Raw genomic sequence first — 16,146 nt, 5'->3', positions numbered from 1 at the left:
AATTGGCCCGCCTTCAGCAGGCAGACGGCGGCATCCCGGCAAAGAGAAATTTTCCACGGATTCAACAAAGACACTTCCAGGCGAAGAACTGCGAGAAGGATTGTACCATGAGTAATCAGTGCGTGGCCTACGTTACGGATGTCGAATATTCCTTTCCGACTATTCTTTCGGCGCTGCAGGCGCGGAAGTTTGCAAATCCCGAGACGGATATCTGTGTTCTCATGTCGGAGCACCTCGACAATTTCGAGGAACTGAAGGGCCTGCTGGCACTGAGCGGCGTCAAGCTGATGGACGCGACGGAAGCGCTGCGCGAATCCCTCGGCAAGCTCGACGGTTCGCATTTCATGGGCCGCATCAGCGTCAGCACCATGGCCAAACTCGTGCTCGCCCAGGTCCTGCCCGAAAACTATACCCAGATCATCTATCTGGACGGCGACACGCAGATCGTCAGCAGCCTTGCCGATCTTGAGAATGCGTTCGCACCACCCGGAAAGTTTTTCGCGGCACGCGATTACACCTCCATCCACGGCCTGCTGCAGAACGGCAAGGACAGCAGTTATTTCAATGCCGGCGTCCTGAAATTCCACCGCGACGGCTGGATCGGGCCGGAGGCACTGCAGCTCTTCGCCACGAACCCGGACGCCTGCGACGGCAAACATGACCAGGGCGCCCTGAACTACGTCTGCGGTTCCTCGCTCATCCTGGTGTCGAACCGCTGGAATTTCCCCAAGCAGTTCCTGCATCTGGTGGACATGTCCTCGCTCGCCATCGTCCACTACATGGCTCACCCCAAACCCTGGCACGGCACGTTCTTCCCGTGGAGCGACACCGAAAGCCAGGTCTATATCGACCTGCGCAAGACGCACCCGGCCTACAACGCGCTTTACCGGGGCATCAGCTTCGACCGCAAGGTCGTCTACAAATACCGTTCGATACGGGAGCGCGTAAGACATGCCCTGCAGAATGAAATGCCCAATCCGCGCGTACAGACCCTGCTCGCCGGCGATTATGTCGTGTGATGAAAGGTCGACCCGATCCCTGCAGGCAGAGCCGGTCTTGAAGGCCGGCGCGAGTGTTCAGGAGCAGAAATGAGCGCTTTGACCACCAGCATCTCGCACTACGCCAAGGCCCGGCTGCGCCGCTCGCTGAAGGCCGGGCAACTCGGCTATGCCGGCCTTCGTGGCGGCCTGAAGCAGGCACGCCACGTATTGATCTGCGTGATCCGCGACGAGGGACACCGGATGGCGTTCTTCCTGCAATATTATCGCGATCTTGGTGTCGAGCACTTCATCTGCATCGACAACGGCTCGAGCGACGGCACGGCTGAATTCCTTTCCGGCATGGAAGACGTTTCGCTTCTGTCAGCCACCGGTTCCTACAAGGCGGCCCGCTTCGGCAATGACTGGATCAACGCAGTCATCAACCGCCATTGCCAGGAGAAATGGGTTCTCTATGTCGATGCGGATGAGTTCCTGGTCTACCCGCACTGCGATACGCGTTCGATCGGCCAGCTGACCGCCTATATGGAATCTGTCGGCGCCCATTCGCTGCGCTCCGTCATGATCGACATGTACAGCCGCAATCCCGTCAGCGAAAACATCTGCGAACCCGGCCGCAATCCTCTCGATATATGCAGCCTTTTCGACCATTCAGGCTATGAATCGCACTTCGACAGGAAGAGCCGCACCATCTGGATCAAGGGCGGTGTGCGCGGCCGTGTCTATTTTCGCGGCCGCGTCTGGGACGGCCCCGCGCTCAACAAGATCCCGCTGATCTATGTGTCCGGCGAACGCCTCTACCTCAAATCCTCGCATCAGGTCTGGCCGCTCTCGCTCAATCTCGGCGAAATGCGCGGCGCCGTCGGCGTCACCAGCGCCCTTCTTCACTTCAAGTTCCTGTCGAGCTTCCTCCACAAGGTGGCCGATCCTGCCAACCGCTCGCAACATACGGCCGAATACACCATGTATTCCTCCCCCGAAGATGCGCGCAACTTCGTCTACACGGGCACCGCCACCTATCGCCACTGGAAGGATCTTTCCGACCGCGGCCTTATCCAGGGAGAAGGCTGGCAATTCTGGCACAGCGCGTCCGATGCGGAAGTGCGGCAGAAGAGCTCGCCCGCACCCGCCAAAGCCCCCGTTCCAGTCCAGACAGGCGCCGTTATCGCAGGCGAAGCGACGCCCTCACGCTAGCGGCCTCGATGACGTCCGTGCCGACCCGCATGGGTCCTTGCTCCTAGTCTGCTTCGACGAGATACCGCGTCAGCTCCGCACTCGACATTTCGCGTGCAAGGCTTGCAGCCTGACCAGCCCACATATTGCTGAAATCCGACCGGCCTTCCTTCTCCGTCACCGCCCTCAGCGGCGCAAGCGCACCGCCGGCGGTCGGGAATGCCGGTGCAGTTGCCGACAGCGGTCCGATCTCCCGCATGATACGATTGACGATGCCGCGTGCGGGACGACCGGTAAAGATGTTGGTCAGGGCAGTATTGTCGTCCCGCGCCGACTTCAACGCGTCGCGATGGAAGGCGGTGATTTTCGCTTCCGGCGTAAGGAGATAGGCCGTACCTACCTGAACTGCGGAGGCACCAAGCACAAAAGCGGCGCGAACGCCGCGCCGGTCGCTGATGCCGCCAGCCGCAATGACCGGTACGGGAACCGCATCGACGATCTGCGGCACAAGCGCCATCGTGCCGACCTGCATGTTCATGTCGTCACCAAGGAAATTTCCCCGGTGGCCGCCGGCTTCCAGCCCCATGGCGATGACGGCATCGACACCGCGCTCCACCAGCCAGCGCGCCTCCGCAACTGTCGTCGCCGAAGCGATGACCCTGGCGCCGGTACGCCGCACGCGTTCCAGAAGATCCGGTCCCGGCAGGCCGAAATGGAAGCTGACGACCTCGGGCCGGTAGGTCTCGACAAGCGCACAATAATCGCCGTCGAAAGGCGCACGCCCGGCCGCCGGAACCGGCGCGGCGGGATCGAGCCCCAGCTCGACATAGTAAGGGGCAAGCGCGGTACGCCATTTCATCTGGGCAACGGCATCGGCCGCCGGATTGGCATGAACAAAGAAATTCACATTGATCGGCTTTGACGTCGCCGATCGTATCTGCTCGAGCGACGCCCTTGTCTGCTCGATCGTTAAAAGCGCTGCAGGAAGCGATCCGAGGCCGCCGGCTTCGCTGGTTGCGATCACCATTTCCGGCGTCGTCGCGCCGGCCATTGGTGCCTGAATGATAGGAAGCTCGATCCCGAAAAGGTCGACGATACGATTGTCCTGCCAGTTGCCCATGAGGTGATATCCCTGCATTTCATTTGGTGCAAAGCGGGTGGCGGCCCCGAAGGCCGCCACGACACTATTTCTGTCTCGCCGCTTTTTCCGCAAGCTGCTTGCGATATTCAGGCACTGGCAGACCGCCCACACCCCAGTTTTCCATCTCGACTTCATCGATAACGACGAAGGTACTGTCATGCGGCTTGCCCATAATATCGAAAAGAAGATCGCTGACGCCCTTGATGAGCGCGGCCTTCTGTTCCGGCGTGGTGCTGCTTGCACCGGGAGCCGTGCCTTCACGCGTCACTTTGATATTCACATAAGGCATTGTCGTTCTCCTTGGCGGCGGGCGCCACATCGCGCTCCGCCCGTTACCTCCCCACTACCAGCGGCCGGCGTGCTGGCCGCCATCGACATTGAGCGTCTCGCCGGTCACGAAGCCGGCACGCTCCAGATAGAGCACGGCATCGACAATCTCGCTCACTTCGCCCAGGCGGCCGACCGGATGCAGCCCCTTGAGGAAATCATGCGTCTCCGGCGCATGCATCGGCGTCCTGATGATGCCGGGCGCCACCGCATTCACGCGGATGCCGCTCCTGGCATATTCGATTGCAAGCCCACGGGTAACGGCGTCGAGACCGCCCTTGGTCAGCGTCGCAAGGCCCGTCGGAACATCGGCGATCGGCTGTTCCACAAGGGCCGTCGTGATCTGAACGATGTGACCATGGCCCTGCTTCAGCATCTGGGCAATGGCAAACTGCGTGACATGGAAGAAGCCGGCAACGTTGACGTTGATGACGTTGTTGAAGTCTTCGACCGTGTAGTCGGTAAACGGCTTGCCGATGAAGATGCCGGCATTGTTGACCAGCGTGTCCACGCGGCCGAAACGCTCGACCGCCGTCCTGACCAGCTGTTCGGCCACGCCGCGCTCGCCGATACTGCCGGGGACAGCGATAATGCCCGCATCGGACGACGGCTCGATGCTGCGGGAATTGGCGACGACGACGTAGCCTTCCCTGCGATAGGCCGCAACGATACCGGCACCGATACCCTGCGAGGCACCGGTGACGATGGCGACTTTCTGTTCGTTACTCATGATATGTCTCCTTGGAAGATTGGCGCCTGGCGCCAGTTTGAGAGGGATCAGGCCGTCAGCTCGATGCTGAGCGGCTTGCCCTTTTCGAAGAGCCTCAGCCGGTCTGCGAGGTTGAAGACCGAAAAGGCGTGCGCGAGCTGGTCCTGATTTTCGCGAAAATGCACCCAGCCCTCGTTATGCGCAGGTACGAGCAGCGCGTTCGGGAAGGCATGCGCCGCTTCCAGAGCGTCCTCGCTGCCCATCGTCATGCGAAAGCGGCCACGGGGCTCGGCAGCACCGGTAAACAGCAGGACCACTTTCGGGGAAAAGAGCCGCGCAACCTCGGCCGTACCCTCGTACCAGACCGTGTCGCCGGTCACGTAGAGAAGGTCGCCCGGCTTTTCGCGGCCAAGTGCAAAGCCGACGACATCGCCGGAAATCGGTTCGATGCCGACGGGGCCGTGCCGGGCGGGCGTCGCCGTGACCAGAAGCTTCTCGCCGCCGGCACCTTCGAGTGTGACGGTTTCGAAAGGATCAAGCCCGAGCGCATTGCCGCCCAACCGCTCCGCACCGGCCCTGGTCGTGTAGGTGGTGCCAACGCCGGGCAGCATGGCCCGGCCGGCACTGTCGAGATTGTCGAGGTGCTGGTCATGGCTGAGAAGGACGGCATCCAGCCGGCCGATCTCTTCGACAGACAGGGCGGGGCCGGAGGTTTTTTCGAAACGGACGGGCGTTTCCCTGTAGAGGCCCGGCGGGTCGAAGGTCGGATCGGTAAGAAGGCGCAACGCGCCATATTCGACGAGCACGGTCGGCCCGCCGATCAGCGTGAGGGTGAGACTGGAAGAGCTCATGTCGGCAACCTTTCTGTTTGAGGTCGCCTCCTATCTAGTCCCGTTCCCTTCTGCGAAAAATTCGCTATTCTTTGCCAATGGCTGATAAAAAACGCACAGAGCCGGACTGGCAGGATATCCGGGTTTTCCTTGCACTCGGACGGCACGGCAGCCTGTCGGCCGCCGCCCGCACGCTGCGTGTCAACCACGCAACGATTGCCCGCCGCCTTCATTCGCTGGAAGAAACGCTCGGCGAGAAACTGGTCGAGCGCCGCCCGGACGGTTATGTGCTGACCCCTGCCGGAACCCGCGCACTGACTGCGGCCAGCGACATGGAGGCCTCCGTCCAGACGCTCGGGCGCGGCTGGAAGGACGACACGCCGAAGGGCCTCGTGCGCATCAACGCGTCACCCGCGCTCTCGCAGGGTTTTCTCGTCTCCCGTCTGGCGATGATTACGATGCAATTTCCCGGCCTCGACATCGACTTGGCGACCGACATGCGCAGCATCAGCCTTGAACGCCACGAGGCCGACATTGCCATCCGCCTCGGAAAACCGCAGGACGGCGATCTCATCGCCAGGCAGCTCGCGACGATCGGATACGGCTTTTACGGAACGGAGGAGGTCTGCCGGCAGGTCGAAGACGGCGCCGAGCCGGTCTTCGTCGGATTTGACGAGGTGAATGCCTTCGTGCCGGAGGCGGCCTGGCTCGCCCGCCATTTCCCGCATGCGCGCGTGTCGTTCCGTGCCAACAACCAGGTGTCCCAGTCAACGGCCGCCAGGGCCGGCGCCGGTCTCGCATTGCTGCCGCACTATATCGGACGCACGGAAAAGAGCCTTCGCCACTGCCCGCTGGAGCCGGTGCCGCCGCCGCGGGAGGTCTGGCTTCTCACGCGACGCCAGCAGCGCAAGGATCTGCCGATCCGAACCGTCGCCGACTATCTGACGAAGATATTCGCGACAGAACGCGCCTTGTTCGAGGAATAAGCCCCTTCAGAAGGACAGGTCGAGCACGCGCCCTTCGAACAGGCGGTCGCGCGAGCCTTCGAGATGCGCGCGCATCAGGTCGCGCGCGTTTTCCGCCCTGCCCTCGGCGATCGCCTTATAGATTTCGTTATGTTCCTGATACACCTGTTCGAGGCCCGGCCGCGGACCAAGCAGCGAAAGTCCGTGCAGATGCATGCCGACGGCGATGTGCGCCTTCAGCGCATCCATGGAGGCCGTGTAATAGTGATTGTTGGCGGCCTCTGTGACGGCGCGATGGAAGACGAAGTCGGCATCCACCCGGTGCAACTGATGGCTTGTCGCTTCCCGCAGATCCGCAAGGGCCGCGGCAATCTTCTGGATTGCCGCATCGTCGCGGCGCTTGGCGGCAAAATAGGCGGCCGCCGGCTCGATCGTCAGGCGGAATTCGTAGCAGCGCTGGATATCGGCGATCGTCTTGACCGGCGAATAGGCAAGCTGCGCCGTCGGCGAGCCATGCGCGCTGACGAACGTGCCGGCACCCTGCCGCGCATAAACGATGCCCTGCTCGCGCAGACGCGCCAGCGCATCACGCACGATAGGACGCGAAACACCCAGCATCGAAGCAAGCTCGTGCTCACCCGGAAGCCGTGAATCGGGCGGATAGTTGCCGGCGCGGATGCGCTCCATCAGCTGATCGAAGACACGATCGACCAGCTTCACGGCCCTGCCGCGCTCCGGCCGTGCAGCCGGAGCCGCTTCCGGATTTACCGATCCGCCATTCGCTTCATCCACTCTCATTCTCCCCGCTGGCATTCCTTACGCCGCCTGATTCCGAACGATCAGTCTTAGCAAACTATCGGAATTGCCGAAGCCCCCCGACTTGACGGCACATCGGAATTGCCGCCCGTTGACATCCCTGACGTCGAACCACGGAACACCGGCCTCGATCTCCCCCTTCGGCAGCAGGACCGAAACGCCCAGTTCACGGAAAACGGCAAGCGCGGTATCGCCGCCGCCAACCATGACCATGTCAGGATTCGTATCATCTATGACCGATTTCACGCCCTGCGCAAAGCGAGCGGCGACACGCGCGCCATCGCTCGTCATCTCGCCCGTGCAGCGCAGCAGCGCCGGCAATGCCAGCCCCTCCCCGCTTTCGACCGCACCCATCGGCGCGTCCACGACGATACGGAGGGCACCCGAAGCTTCGAGACGATCCATCTGGGCGGCCGTAATTGGATCGCGGGAACCGAAGGCAAACAGCGTCTTTCGCGTCGCGAGAAATTCCGGCGTCAGCCGTACATGTCCGCCGAGCCGGCGCGCCAGCGCCGAGCCCAGGCCGCGAGCGCCGACGGCAAGGGTGGAAAGCCAGTCGTTTTCCGCCACGACAATATCGAGATCGGCATCGTCTTCGGCATCGGCGACCGTCACGCCACGAGCAGATCCGGCAAAGAGGTCCGCGATCGGCAACGGATGTTCCACGCCGCGCCCGACCACGCAGCCGCGATAGGTAATGCGCTCCTGATCGGGAATAGCCGGCGCCATCAGGATGGTGTCGAGACCGAGCACGTCGGCCAGTGCGATGCTTTCGGCCGCAACATTGCCCTTCAGCCGGGAATCGATCTTCTTCATGAAGATCGCCGAGCCGGCGGCACGCAGAGTTTCGGCAGCGGCCCGCACGCGCGCCGCCGCTTCCGCCTCCGGCAGGCCGCGCGAGGCTGTATTGACGACAACGACTTCCGCACCGGTTTCCAGCGCCTTGCCGGCCGCTTCGACATCGATCGCGACAGCAACCGACAGCCCGGCCTCCACAAAGGGTGTCCCCGTATCGAGCGAGCCGGTCAGGTCGTCGGCAATGATGGCGACTTTCAGCGTCATGAGGCCTGCCCCGGATTGACGGCATGGCAGGCAACGAGATGGCCGGGCTTGGCTTCCTTCCATTCCGGGACGACCTTGCTGCAGACGTCCATGGCGATCGGGCAGCGCGTATGGAAACGGCAGCCTGCCGGCGGGTTCAGCGGGCTCGGCACATCGCCCTGCAGGATCTGGCGCTTGCGGCTGCGCTCCAGTTCCGGATCGGTTTCCGGCACGGCCGAAAGCAGCGCCTTCGTGTAAGGGTGCAGCGGATTGTCGAAAAGCTCTTCGCGCGTTGCAAGCTCGGCCAGACGACCGAGATACATGACGCCGACGCGCGTGCTGATATGGCGCACGACGGCGAGGTCATGCGCGATGAAGAGGTAGGTCAGGCCGTATTTTTCCTGCAGGTCGAGCAGCAGGTTGATGATCTGCGCCTGGATCGACACGTCAAGCGCCGAGATCGCCTCGTCGCAGACGATGAACTTCGGCTGGCAGGCGAGCGCACGCGCGATGACGACACGCTGGCGCTGGCCGCCGGAAAGCTCGTGCGGGTAACGCTGGGCAAAACGCGTCGGCAGGCCGACATCGGTCAGCAGGGCTGCGACCTTGTCCTTGAGCTCGGCCTTGGTGGCAAGCTTGTGGAAGAGGATCGGCTCGCCGATCGCCTCGCCGACCGTCATGCGCGGGTTCAGCGTCGAATAGGGATCCTGGAAAACGATCTGCAGGTCGCGACGGAAGGGCCGCATCTGCTTCTCATCGAGCGTGGCAATATCCTGGCCCTTGTAGACCACCTTGCCGCTCGTCGCCTTATAGAGGTTGAGAATGGTGAAGCCGGTCGTCGATTTGCCGCAGCCGGATTCGCCGACGAGGCTCAGCGTCTCGCCTTCCATGATGTCGAGATTGACGTTGTCGAGCGCATAGACGGTCGCCGAGCGCTCGCCGAAAGCGCCGAGCTTGACGTGGAAATGCTTGACGAGGTTTTCGACCTTCAAGAGCGGTTGGGCACCCATCACGCAGCCTCCTGCATTCTCTGGACGACGAAACAGGCGGCGCGATGCGCGCTGTTGCCGGATACCGGCTCAAGCCGCGGCACACGTTCGTGGCAGACGGCTTCCGCCAGCGGGCAACGCGGCGCAAAGGGGCAACCCTTCGGCCGGCGGCCGGGCTCCGGCGGCGTGCCGCCGATCGAGGACAGCCGGCTTGCCGGCGCATCCGAGAGCTTCGGGATCGAGGACAGCAGCCCACGCGTATAGGGATGGCTGGGACGAGCATAAAGCTCGTCCACCGGCGCATCTTCCACGACCGTGCCGGCATAGAGAACGGCGACGCGATCGACGAGGCCGGCGATCAACGCGAGGTCGTGGGTGATCCAGACGACGGACATCCCGAGCTTGGCGCGCAGATCCTTCACCAGATCGACGATCTGGGCCTGGATCGTCACGTCGAGCGCGGTCGTCGGCTCGTCGGCGATCAGAAGCTTCGGATTGCAGGCAAGGCCGATCGCGATCATCACGCGCTGGCGCATGCCGCCAGAAAGCTCGTGCGGATAGGCCATCAGCCGCTCTTCGGGGCCGGGAATGCCGACGAGGCGCAGAAGCTCGACGGCGCGTGCGCGCGCATCCGCCTTCGACATCCTGCGATGATAGATCAGCGGCTCGCAGATCTGGTCGCCGATGCGCATGACCGGATTGAGCGAGGTCATCGGATCCTGGAAGACGAAGCCGACATCGCCGCCGCGCACCTTGCGCAGGTCGGAATTGGACATCTTCTGCAGGTCGCGCCCGTCGAAGTTCGCCGAACCCTTCGTCACCTTGATCTTGTTCGGCAGAAGCCGCATCAGGCTGAGCATCGTCAGGCTCTTGCCGCAGCCGGATTCGCCGACGACGCCAAGCGTCTCGCCCTTGTTGACATAGAGGTCGATGCCATCGACGACGACGGCGGGGCCGCGGCGCGTATCGATCTCGATGGTGAGATCCTTCACGTCCAGCAGGCGTTCGTTGCTTGTTGCGTTCATCATTTGCTGCCCCGCGGATTGAGTGCGTCGTTGAGGCCGTCGCCAAGGAAGCTGAAGGCCACCGAAGCAAGGCCGAGCACGGCCGCCGGAGCGGCGAGGAGATGCGGATAGTGCTGCCAGACGCGCAGGCCGTCCGAAATCATGTTGCCCCAGCTGGGGGTCGGCGGATTGACGCCGACGCCGAGGAAGCTGAAGGCGCTTTCCAGCACCATTGCCGTGCCGAGGCCGGCGCTGACGGAAACGATCAGCGGCCCGAGCGCGTTCGGCACGATATAGCGCAGGATGATCAGCCAGTTGGACAGGCCGAGCGCCTGCGCCGCCATGACATAGGGACGATTGCGGATCGACAGGACCTGGGCGCGCACGAGGCGCGCATAGGGCGGCCAGGAGATCAATGCCATCGAGCCGAAGACCAGGATGAAATCGACCCACACGGTCTGGCGGTAGAAGGGATTGAGGGTGGCGAGATATTGCGCCTCCATCCATTTCGTGATCGGCGTCTTCAGGGATGCGTTGATGACGACGACGAGAAGCAGGTTCGGCACCGACATCGTCACATCGGTCAGCCACATGATGGCGCGATCGTAGGGATTGCCGAAAAAGCCGGCGACGGCACCGAGCAGCAGCCCGATCAGGACAGCGATGAAGGTGACGATGACGGCGACGAGGAAGGCCGTGCGCGTACCGAAGACGATACGGCTGAAGACGTCGCGGCCGAGATCGTCGGTGCCGAAGAAATGCGCCAGCGACGGCGGCGCGTTGCGCGAGGCGAGATCCTGGCTGAGATAGTCATAGGGCGTCAGGGACGGGCCGAAGATCGCCGTGAAGGCAAGGATGACGATCACGACGAGGCCGAAGATCGCAAGCTTGTTGCGCTTCAGGCGCTGCCAGGCGTCACGCCACAGGTTGACCGGCGGCTCCTCGGCCGTCTCGACCGTCGCAAGAGGAATGGCGGACATGATCAGCGGCTCCTTCTGGAATCATTGGCGCGCGGATCGAGCATCGGATAGAGCACATCGACCAGCAGGTTCGACACCATGACCAGGAAGGATCCGATCAGGGTGATCGCCAGGATGACGGGATAATCGGAATTGGTGAGCGCCTGCACGGTCAACCGGCCGAGACCCGGCAGGCCGAAGACAAGCTCGACGAAGATGGCGCCGTTGACGATGGTGATCATGATCAGGCCAAGCTGCGTCACCACAGGCGTGAGCACGGGGCGCAGGATATGCTTCAGCGCCACCACGATTTCCGGCACGCCCTTGGCGCGCGCGGTGCGGACGAAATCCTCCGACAGCACTTCGATGACGGCGGCGCGCGTCTGGCGCACGATCAGCGCGATCGGCTGGAAGGACAAGACGATGAGCGGCAGGATGATGCGCACGTCGAAGACGCCGCCCCAGCCATAGGGCACCTTGATCATCGGCAGGAGCACGATCAGCGCCACCATCAAGAGAGGGCCTGCGACATAGGCCGGGATTGCCCACAGGAACAGCGCCGAACCGAGGATCGTATAGTCGATGCGGTTGTTCTGGTTCAGCGCCGCGATCATCCCGAGCGGGATTGCGACGATCGCCGTCAGGATGATGGAACAGAGCGCAAGCTGGAAGGAAACGGGGGCGGCGGCCGAAACCATGGCCCAGACGGAGCGGCCCGAGGTCAGCGAATTGCCGAACTGGCCGTGCAGGAGGTTCCAGATGTAAAGGCCGAACTGCTCGATGAAGGGCTTGTTGAGACCGGCACTTTCGCGGATCGCCTCGATACGCTGCGGATTATAGGCAACGTCGCCGGGCGCACGAAGGAAGATCAGCTTGATCGGATCGCCGGCACCGTAGAAAGCCATCGCGTAGACGGCCATCATCACGACCAGGACGGACGGAATCCAGATGGCAAACCGCGTGAACACGTAGCGTAACAAGGCCACCTCCCATTCTTGCCCGGCGCATTTCCGCGGGAGGCCGCAACCGCCGGTTCTTCTTGAAATATAGCGCGAAGGCCTTTCGGCCCTCGCGCCGCTGCTTTGGCCGCATCATGCGGCCCTGTTATCGGCCTCAGCCGATCGACACATCCCAGGGAGCCACGACCTGCCAGTCGAGGTTCTTTTCCATGGCCTTGACTTCCTTGGTGGCCCAGCGCGACATCGCCTGAGAATACCACGGAAGGAAGGCCCAGTCGTCGCGGAAGGCCTTCTGGGCTTCCTGCGCGAGCTTCACGCGCTCCGGATCGTCGGCGGCCTTCGTTGCAGCTTCTGCAAGCAGGCTGTCCACCTTGTCGTTCTTGTACCCGCCGAGCTTGTTCTGGGCGTTGGACGACGTGGAAGCGATGGAGCCGGCGAGATAGGAAACGGCGTCGGGAACGCGCGTGCCGACGTCGTCGCGGAAAATTTGGACCGCATTCTGGTCCGGACCGGCATAGGCGTCCTGCTGCGGCTTCATGTCGACGGCGGTGATGCCGAGGTTCTGGCGCCACTGCTCGGCGATGAACTGGGCTGCCGCCTGGATCGCCGGACCGGAAATGCCGACGAACATCAGCTTGGGAAGACGCTCCGGACCGCCGTAGCTGGATTCGGCAAGCAGCTTCTTGGCGGCGGCCGGATCATACGGATAGGGCTCGAAGCCGGAATTCTCCGCACCCGGAACCGAGTTGAGGATCTGGTCGGCCTTCTTGTGCGGACCATCCGGATAGGAGGCCTTGAACAGGCCGTCGCGATCGACCGCCATGATCAGCGCCTGGCGCACCTTCGGATCGTCCATCGGCGCGCGAGACGTGTTGAACCAGAAATGCTGGCTGGTCGGGATGAGCGGACCCGCCGAAAATTCCGGGCCGAGATCCTGGATGATCGTCGAGGTGACGAGCTCGGTGTGCGCATTGTATTCGCCAGACTTGATCAGCGACGTCGCGGTCACGTTGTCTTCGATCGAGCTGATTTCGATACGGGCAAGCTTCGGCTTCGGTCCGAAGAATTTTTCGTTCGGCTCGAAGGTCAGCGTGCCGGCGTCGATATCGAGCGCCGTCAGCTTGAACGGGCCGGAATAGACGGCGCTGCTGTCGGGCTTGTACCAGTCAGCCACTTCCTCGCCGTCGCTGCCGCGCGACTGGGCGGCCTTGGTGATCGGCACGATATGGTTGGCAAGGCGCATGAAGAAGATCGGATCGGCTTCCGTCAGCGTGCAGACGACGGTCGATTCATCCGGCGTTGCAACGCCGGTCAGTTCGTTTGCGGAGCCGGCGGAAACTTCCTTGTAGCCGGCAACCTTGCTCAGCACCTGATCGACACGCTGGTTCTTCGTGTTGGGCATGGCGGAAACGTCCCACGAACCCTTGATATCGGCCGAGGTGATCTTGCTGCCGTCGGAGAAGACCGCCTTCGGGTCGATCTTGAAGGTCCAGACCTTCTTGTCCGGCGATTCCCAGCTCGTGAAGACGTAGGGCTGGATATTGCCGTCGGCATCGAAATACATCGGCGACGCCCACCAGAACGAGTTCCAGCGGAAAGTTCTGCCGCCGCCGCGCAGCGGCGACCAGTCCTGGTCGAAGGCGGGATTGATGGCCTTCAACACCTGGCCGTCCTGCGCCATGACGATGCGGGCGCTCGCACCGAAGAGCGAGAAGCCGACACCGGCCGCAAGCCCCAGCTTCAGCGCGTTACGACGGGAAATCTGCGAAAAGTCTTGGTCACTACCAATTGTCATTTGCTCCTCCGTGGCAAATAGCGCGCCTTTCGAAAGACCTCCCCGAAGCTGCGCGATATGACGCTGACATTTGCGCGATAATGTAAATCTGTCAATGGAAAATAACATATAGAACATCAAATCAGGGGATTGAAATTATTTCAGAAGCAAAATCAATATTTTAAAAATCGACGCCCGTAGATTTCAAATTTGTAAGATTGACAACTGAGGGACATTGGGATGAATACGGCAGCATAGGAACGTGCCGGGCAGGCCCGGTCTGACGAGGAGGACACCCTTGAGCAATCACAAGATTACAGGCGTCTATAGCGCCGCGACCACCCCTCTCAATACCGATGGCAGCCCGGATCTCGGCCTCTTCACCGAACATTGCCAGCGATTGATCGAAGAAGGCTGCCACGGCGTGGCGCTGCTCGGAACGACGGGCGAGGCCAATTCCTTCTCCTCCGCCGAGCGCCGCATGATCCTCGAAGCCGCGCTGAAAGCCGGCATTCCCGCCGACAAGCTGCTGCCCGGCACGGGCGTCGTTGCCATTCCCGAGACCGTCGAACTGACAAAACACGCGCTTTCGCTCGGCGTCACCAAGGTCGTCATGCTGCCGCCCTTCTACTACAAGGGCGTGTCCGACGACGGCCTCCTCACCGCCTTTGCCCAGATTCTGGAGAAAATCGGCGATACCAGACTGCAGGTGATCCTCTACCATATTCCGCAGGTTTCGGGCGTTCCGCTCTCCATCCCGCTGATCAGGCGCCTGGTTGAAGCCTTCCCGGACACGGTTGTCGGCATCAAGGAATCTGCAGGCGATTTCAACAACATGCAGGCAATCATCGCCGCCTGCCCCGGCTTCTCCGTGCTCTGCGGCGCCGACCCGCTGCTGCTGCCGCTCCTGAAGGCCGGCGGTGCCGGCTGCATCACCGCCACCTCGAACCTCGTCGCCAATTCGCTGCGCACCGTCTACGACCACGTTCATGACGAGGCGAAAAGCGCCGAAGTCGAGGCCGCACAGGCACGCATCAACGCTTTCCGCACTCTGTCGAACTCCTATGTGCAGATCCCGACGATCAAGGCCATGGTTGGCCTGAAGACCGGCAACGCCGGTTGGCGGCGCACGCGCCCGCCGCTGGTGCCGCTCAACGACGCCGAATATGCGGCACTCGCCGAAGGCTACGCAAAGCTGCCATAAGGGAGGAAAACCATGCAACCGACAGGTTTGAAGCCCGAAGACGTTCCCTCGCTGATGGACGGCACGCTCAGGGCAAATTCCGCCCAGGCCGGCCGCCTTGATGCCTACCTGCCGTCTCCTTGCATCCAGAACCACGCCGCCAATCTCGCTTTCCTGGCCGATGGAACACTGACATGCGTCTGGTTCGGCGGCACGATGGAAGGCATGGGCGACATTTCGATTTACATGTCCCGGCTGGCACCCGGCGCCGACCGCTGGTCAGGACCGGAGAAAATGTCGGACGATCCGGCGAAATCCGAGCAGAATCCGTTGATTTTCAACGCACCTGACGGTCGCGTCTGGCTGCTCTACACATCACAGACATCGGGCGACCAGGACGGCGCGGTTGTCAAATGCCGGATCTCGGAGGATGGCGGCAAGAGTTTTGCTCCTCCCACCGTTCTCTGCGACCTGCCCGGCACCTTCGTGCGCCAGCAGATAGTCGTCAACGGCAGAGGCGACTGGCTGCTTCCCGTCTTCCGCTGCATCAGCCTGCCCGGTCAACGCTGGAGCGGCGACGCCGACACGGCAGGCGTCCTGACCTCCCGCGATGGCGGAAAGAGCTGGAAAATGAAGGAGATAGAAGGCAGCCTGGGCGCCGTGCACATGAACATCGTGCCGCTCGAAGGCGACAGAATGATCGCCTTCTTCCGCGATCGCTACGCAGAGCATATTCGCGCCTCGTTCTCCTCGGATCAGGGCGAGACCTGGAGTGCGCCGGAACCAACCAATCTGCCCAACAATAATTCCTCGATCCAGGCCGTCGGCCTTGGCGATCGACGAATTGCGATGGTTTACAACCACAGCAGCGCTGCCTCCTCCGACGCCCGACGTCAATCGCTCTATGACGAGATCGAAAGCGGCAATGCTCCTGTCGCGGAAATGCCCGATAGTCCAGCCCGAAAGGCTGTCTGGGGTGTTCCGCGCGCGCCGCTGAGCCTTGCGGTTTCGGCAGACCACGGCGGCCATTTCGAACGCAAGTTCGACCTGGATACCGGCGACGGATATTGCCTGAGCAACAACTCGAAAGACATGCTCAACCGCGAGTTCTCCTACCCCTCCATCATCCAGGGGGCGGACGGTACGCTCCATGTCGCCTACACCTATTACAGGCGCGCCATTAAATATGTGCGCCTCCCATTGGAATCAATCGCTTAACGGCCGACTGGCCGACCGGGAAGGCATGGAGAGGTCCGATATGCACAGCATCGGACCTCT

The 16,146-nt window shown here is 62.2% G+C and carries 16 protein-coding genes; 5 read left to right on the top strand and 11 right to left on the bottom strand.

Annotated features, from left to right (window positions below):
- Positions 1–107 precede the first annotated feature (107 nt).
- Together ACU8HS_RS13915 and ACU8HS_RS13910 are read left to right on the top strand one after the other, a co-directional pair.
- A complete protein-coding gene (locus tag ACU8HS_RS13915) occupies positions 108–1,019 on the top strand; it encodes a glycosyltransferase (RefSeq protein WP_113413493.1) in 912 nt (303 codons plus the stop codon).
- 69 nt (positions 1,020–1,088) lie between these two features.
- Complete coding sequence (locus ACU8HS_RS13910; RefSeq protein WP_113413492.1) at positions 1,089–2,192, top strand: glycosyltransferase family 2 protein; 1,104 nt, start codon at positions 1,089–1,091, stop codon at positions 2,190–2,192.
- A 43-nt stretch (positions 2,193–2,235) separates the two neighbouring features.
- Here the strand turns inward: ACU8HS_RS13910 and ACU8HS_RS13905 are convergent, their stop codons facing one another.
- From ACU8HS_RS13905 to ACU8HS_RS13890, 4 genes are all read right to left on the bottom strand, one after another.
- Positions 2,236–3,291, bottom strand: a complete 1,056-nt coding sequence (locus tag ACU8HS_RS13905) for an NAD(P)H-dependent flavin oxidoreductase (protein WP_113413584.1) — start codon at positions 3,289–3,291, stop codon at positions 2,236–2,238.
- Positions 3,292–3,355: 64 nt separating this feature from the next.
- On the bottom strand, positions 3,356–3,601 hold the full coding sequence (locus ACU8HS_RS13900; RefSeq protein WP_113413491.1) for a tautomerase family protein: 246 nt from the start codon (positions 3,599–3,601) through the stop codon (positions 3,356–3,358).
- Positions 3,602–3,655: 54 nt separating this feature from the next.
- Positions 3,656–4,369, bottom strand: a complete 714-nt coding sequence (locus tag ACU8HS_RS13895; RefSeq protein ID WP_112704757.1) for an SDR family oxidoreductase — start codon at positions 4,367–4,369, stop codon at positions 3,656–3,658.
- 47 nt (positions 4,370–4,416) lie between these two features.
- Positions 4,417–5,199 carry an MBL fold metallo-hydrolase gene (locus ACU8HS_RS13890; RefSeq protein WP_113413490.1) on the bottom strand — a complete coding sequence of 261 codons (783 nt, stop codon included), beginning with the start codon at positions 5,197–5,199 and terminating at the stop codon, positions 4,417–4,419.
- 77 nt (positions 5,200–5,276) lie between these two features.
- Between ACU8HS_RS13890 and ACU8HS_RS13885 the strand changes: the two genes are divergently transcribed.
- Positions 5,277–6,164: a LysR family transcriptional regulator gene (locus ACU8HS_RS13885; protein WP_113413489.1), complete on the top strand. Its 888-nt coding sequence runs from the start codon at positions 5,277–5,279 to the stop codon at positions 6,162–6,164.
- Positions 6,165–6,170: 6 nt separating this feature from the next.
- Here the strand turns inward: ACU8HS_RS13885 and ACU8HS_RS13880 are convergent, their stop codons facing one another.
- The 7 genes from ACU8HS_RS13880 to ACU8HS_RS13850 all read right to left on the bottom strand — a co-directional run bounded on the left by ACU8HS_RS13880 (position 6,171) and on the right by ACU8HS_RS13850 (position 13,706).
- On the bottom strand, positions 6,171–6,935 hold the full coding sequence (locus tag ACU8HS_RS13880; RefSeq protein ID WP_377311376.1) for a FadR/GntR family transcriptional regulator: 765 nt from the start codon (positions 6,933–6,935) through the stop codon (positions 6,171–6,173).
- A gap of 24 nt (positions 6,936–6,959) precedes the next feature.
- A complete protein-coding gene (locus ACU8HS_RS13875) occupies positions 6,960–8,021 on the bottom strand; it encodes a four-carbon acid sugar kinase family protein (protein WP_113413488.1) in 1,062 nt (353 codons plus the stop codon).
- A complete protein-coding gene (locus ACU8HS_RS13870) occupies positions 8,018–9,010 on the bottom strand; it encodes an ABC transporter ATP-binding protein (RefSeq protein WP_112563063.1) in 993 nt (330 codons plus the stop codon). The genes ACU8HS_RS13875 and ACU8HS_RS13870 overlap by 4 nt, the downstream gene beginning before the upstream one ends.
- Positions 9,010–10,014 carry an ABC transporter ATP-binding protein gene (locus tag ACU8HS_RS13865; RefSeq protein ID WP_112704761.1) on the bottom strand — a complete coding sequence of 335 codons (1,005 nt, stop codon included), beginning with the start codon at positions 10,012–10,014 and terminating at the stop codon, positions 9,010–9,012. Before ACU8HS_RS13865 ends, ACU8HS_RS13870 begins: the two co-directional genes overlap by 1 nt.
- Positions 10,014–10,973, bottom strand: coding sequence for an ABC transporter permease (locus ACU8HS_RS13860; RefSeq protein ID WP_112563067.1), 960 nt, complete (start codon positions 10,971–10,973; stop codon positions 10,014–10,016). Before ACU8HS_RS13860 ends, ACU8HS_RS13865 begins: the two co-directional genes overlap by 1 nt.
- Before the next feature lie 2 nt (positions 10,974–10,975).
- Entirely contained in the window at positions 10,976–11,932 is a 957-nt protein-coding gene (locus tag ACU8HS_RS13855; RefSeq protein WP_112563069.1) for an ABC transporter permease, read from the bottom strand.
- Between the two features lie 133 nt (positions 11,933–12,065).
- Positions 12,066–13,706 (bottom strand): ABC transporter substrate-binding protein, encoded by a 1,641-nt coding sequence (locus tag ACU8HS_RS13850; protein ID WP_112753531.1) that lies wholly within the window; start codon positions 13,704–13,706, stop codon positions 12,066–12,068.
- Between the two features lie 277 nt (positions 13,707–13,983).
- Here ACU8HS_RS13850 and ACU8HS_RS13845 point away from each other — a divergent pair, with 277 nt between their 5' ends.
- The gene (locus ACU8HS_RS13845; protein ID WP_113413486.1) at positions 13,984–14,889 is read left to right on the top strand and encodes a dihydrodipicolinate synthase family protein; all 906 of its coding nucleotides are present in this window, start codon (positions 13,984–13,986) and stop codon (positions 14,887–14,889) included.
- Between the two features lie 12 nt (positions 14,890–14,901).
- Positions 14,902–16,086: an exo-alpha-sialidase gene (locus ACU8HS_RS13840; protein ID WP_113413485.1), complete on the top strand. Its 1,185-nt coding sequence runs from the start codon at positions 14,902–14,904 to the stop codon at positions 16,084–16,086.
- The last annotated feature ends 60 nt before the right edge of the window (positions 16,087–16,146 follow it).

The organism is Rhizobium sp. KDH_Rht_773_N, assembly GCF_052946295.1.
The sequence above is the reverse complement of the archived record's forward strand: the minus strand, read 5'-3'. Positions and strand labels throughout refer to the sequence as shown.

Excerpts from the sequence above, each read along its gene's own strand:
- ACU8HS_RS13890 (WP_113413490.1), bottom strand. The coding sequence starts at position 5,199 with ATGAGCTCTTCCAGTCTCACCCTCACGCTGATCGGCGGGCCGACCGTG.
- ACU8HS_RS13910 (WP_113413492.1), top strand. The coding sequence starts at position 1,089 with ATGAGCGCTTTGACCACCAGCATCTCGCACTACGCCAAGGCCCGGCTG.
- ACU8HS_RS13895 (WP_112704757.1), bottom strand. The coding sequence starts at position 4,369 with ATGAGTAACGAACAGAAAGTCGCCATCGTCACCGGTGCCTCGCAGGGT.
- ACU8HS_RS13875 (WP_113413488.1), bottom strand. The coding sequence starts at position 8,021 with ATGACGCTGAAAGTCGCCATCATTGCCGACGACCTGACCGGCTCGCTC.
- ACU8HS_RS13840 (WP_113413485.1), top strand. The coding sequence starts at position 14,902 with ATGCAACCGACAGGTTTGAAGCCCGAAGACGTTCCCTCGCTGATGGAC.
- ACU8HS_RS13885 (WP_113413489.1), top strand. The coding sequence starts at position 5,277 with ATGGCTGATAAAAAACGCACAGAGCCGGACTGGCAGGATATCCGGGTT.
- ACU8HS_RS13865 (WP_112704761.1), bottom strand. The coding sequence starts at position 10,014 with ATGAACGCAACAAGCAACGAACGCCTGCTGGACGTGAAGGATCTCACC.
- ACU8HS_RS13900 (WP_113413491.1), bottom strand. The coding sequence starts at position 3,601 with ATGCCTTATGTGAATATCAAAGTGACGCGTGAAGGCACGGCTCCCGGT.
- ACU8HS_RS13915 (WP_113413493.1), top strand. The coding sequence starts at position 108 with ATGAGTAATCAGTGCGTGGCCTACGTTACGGATGTCGAATATTCCTTT.
- ACU8HS_RS13860 (WP_112563067.1), bottom strand. The coding sequence starts at position 10,973 with ATGTCCGCCATTCCTCTTGCGACGGTCGAGACGGCCGAGGAGCCGCCG.
- ACU8HS_RS13850 (WP_112753531.1), bottom strand. The coding sequence starts at position 13,706 with ATGACAATTGGTAGTGACCAAGACTTTTCGCAGATTTCCCGTCGTAAC.
- ACU8HS_RS13905 (WP_113413584.1), bottom strand. The coding sequence starts at position 3,291 with ATGGGCAACTGGCAGGACAATCGTATCGTCGACCTTTTCGGGATCGAG.
- ACU8HS_RS13870 (WP_112563063.1), bottom strand. The coding sequence starts at position 9,010 with ATGGGTGCCCAACCGCTCTTGAAGGTCGAAAACCTCGTCAAGCATTTC.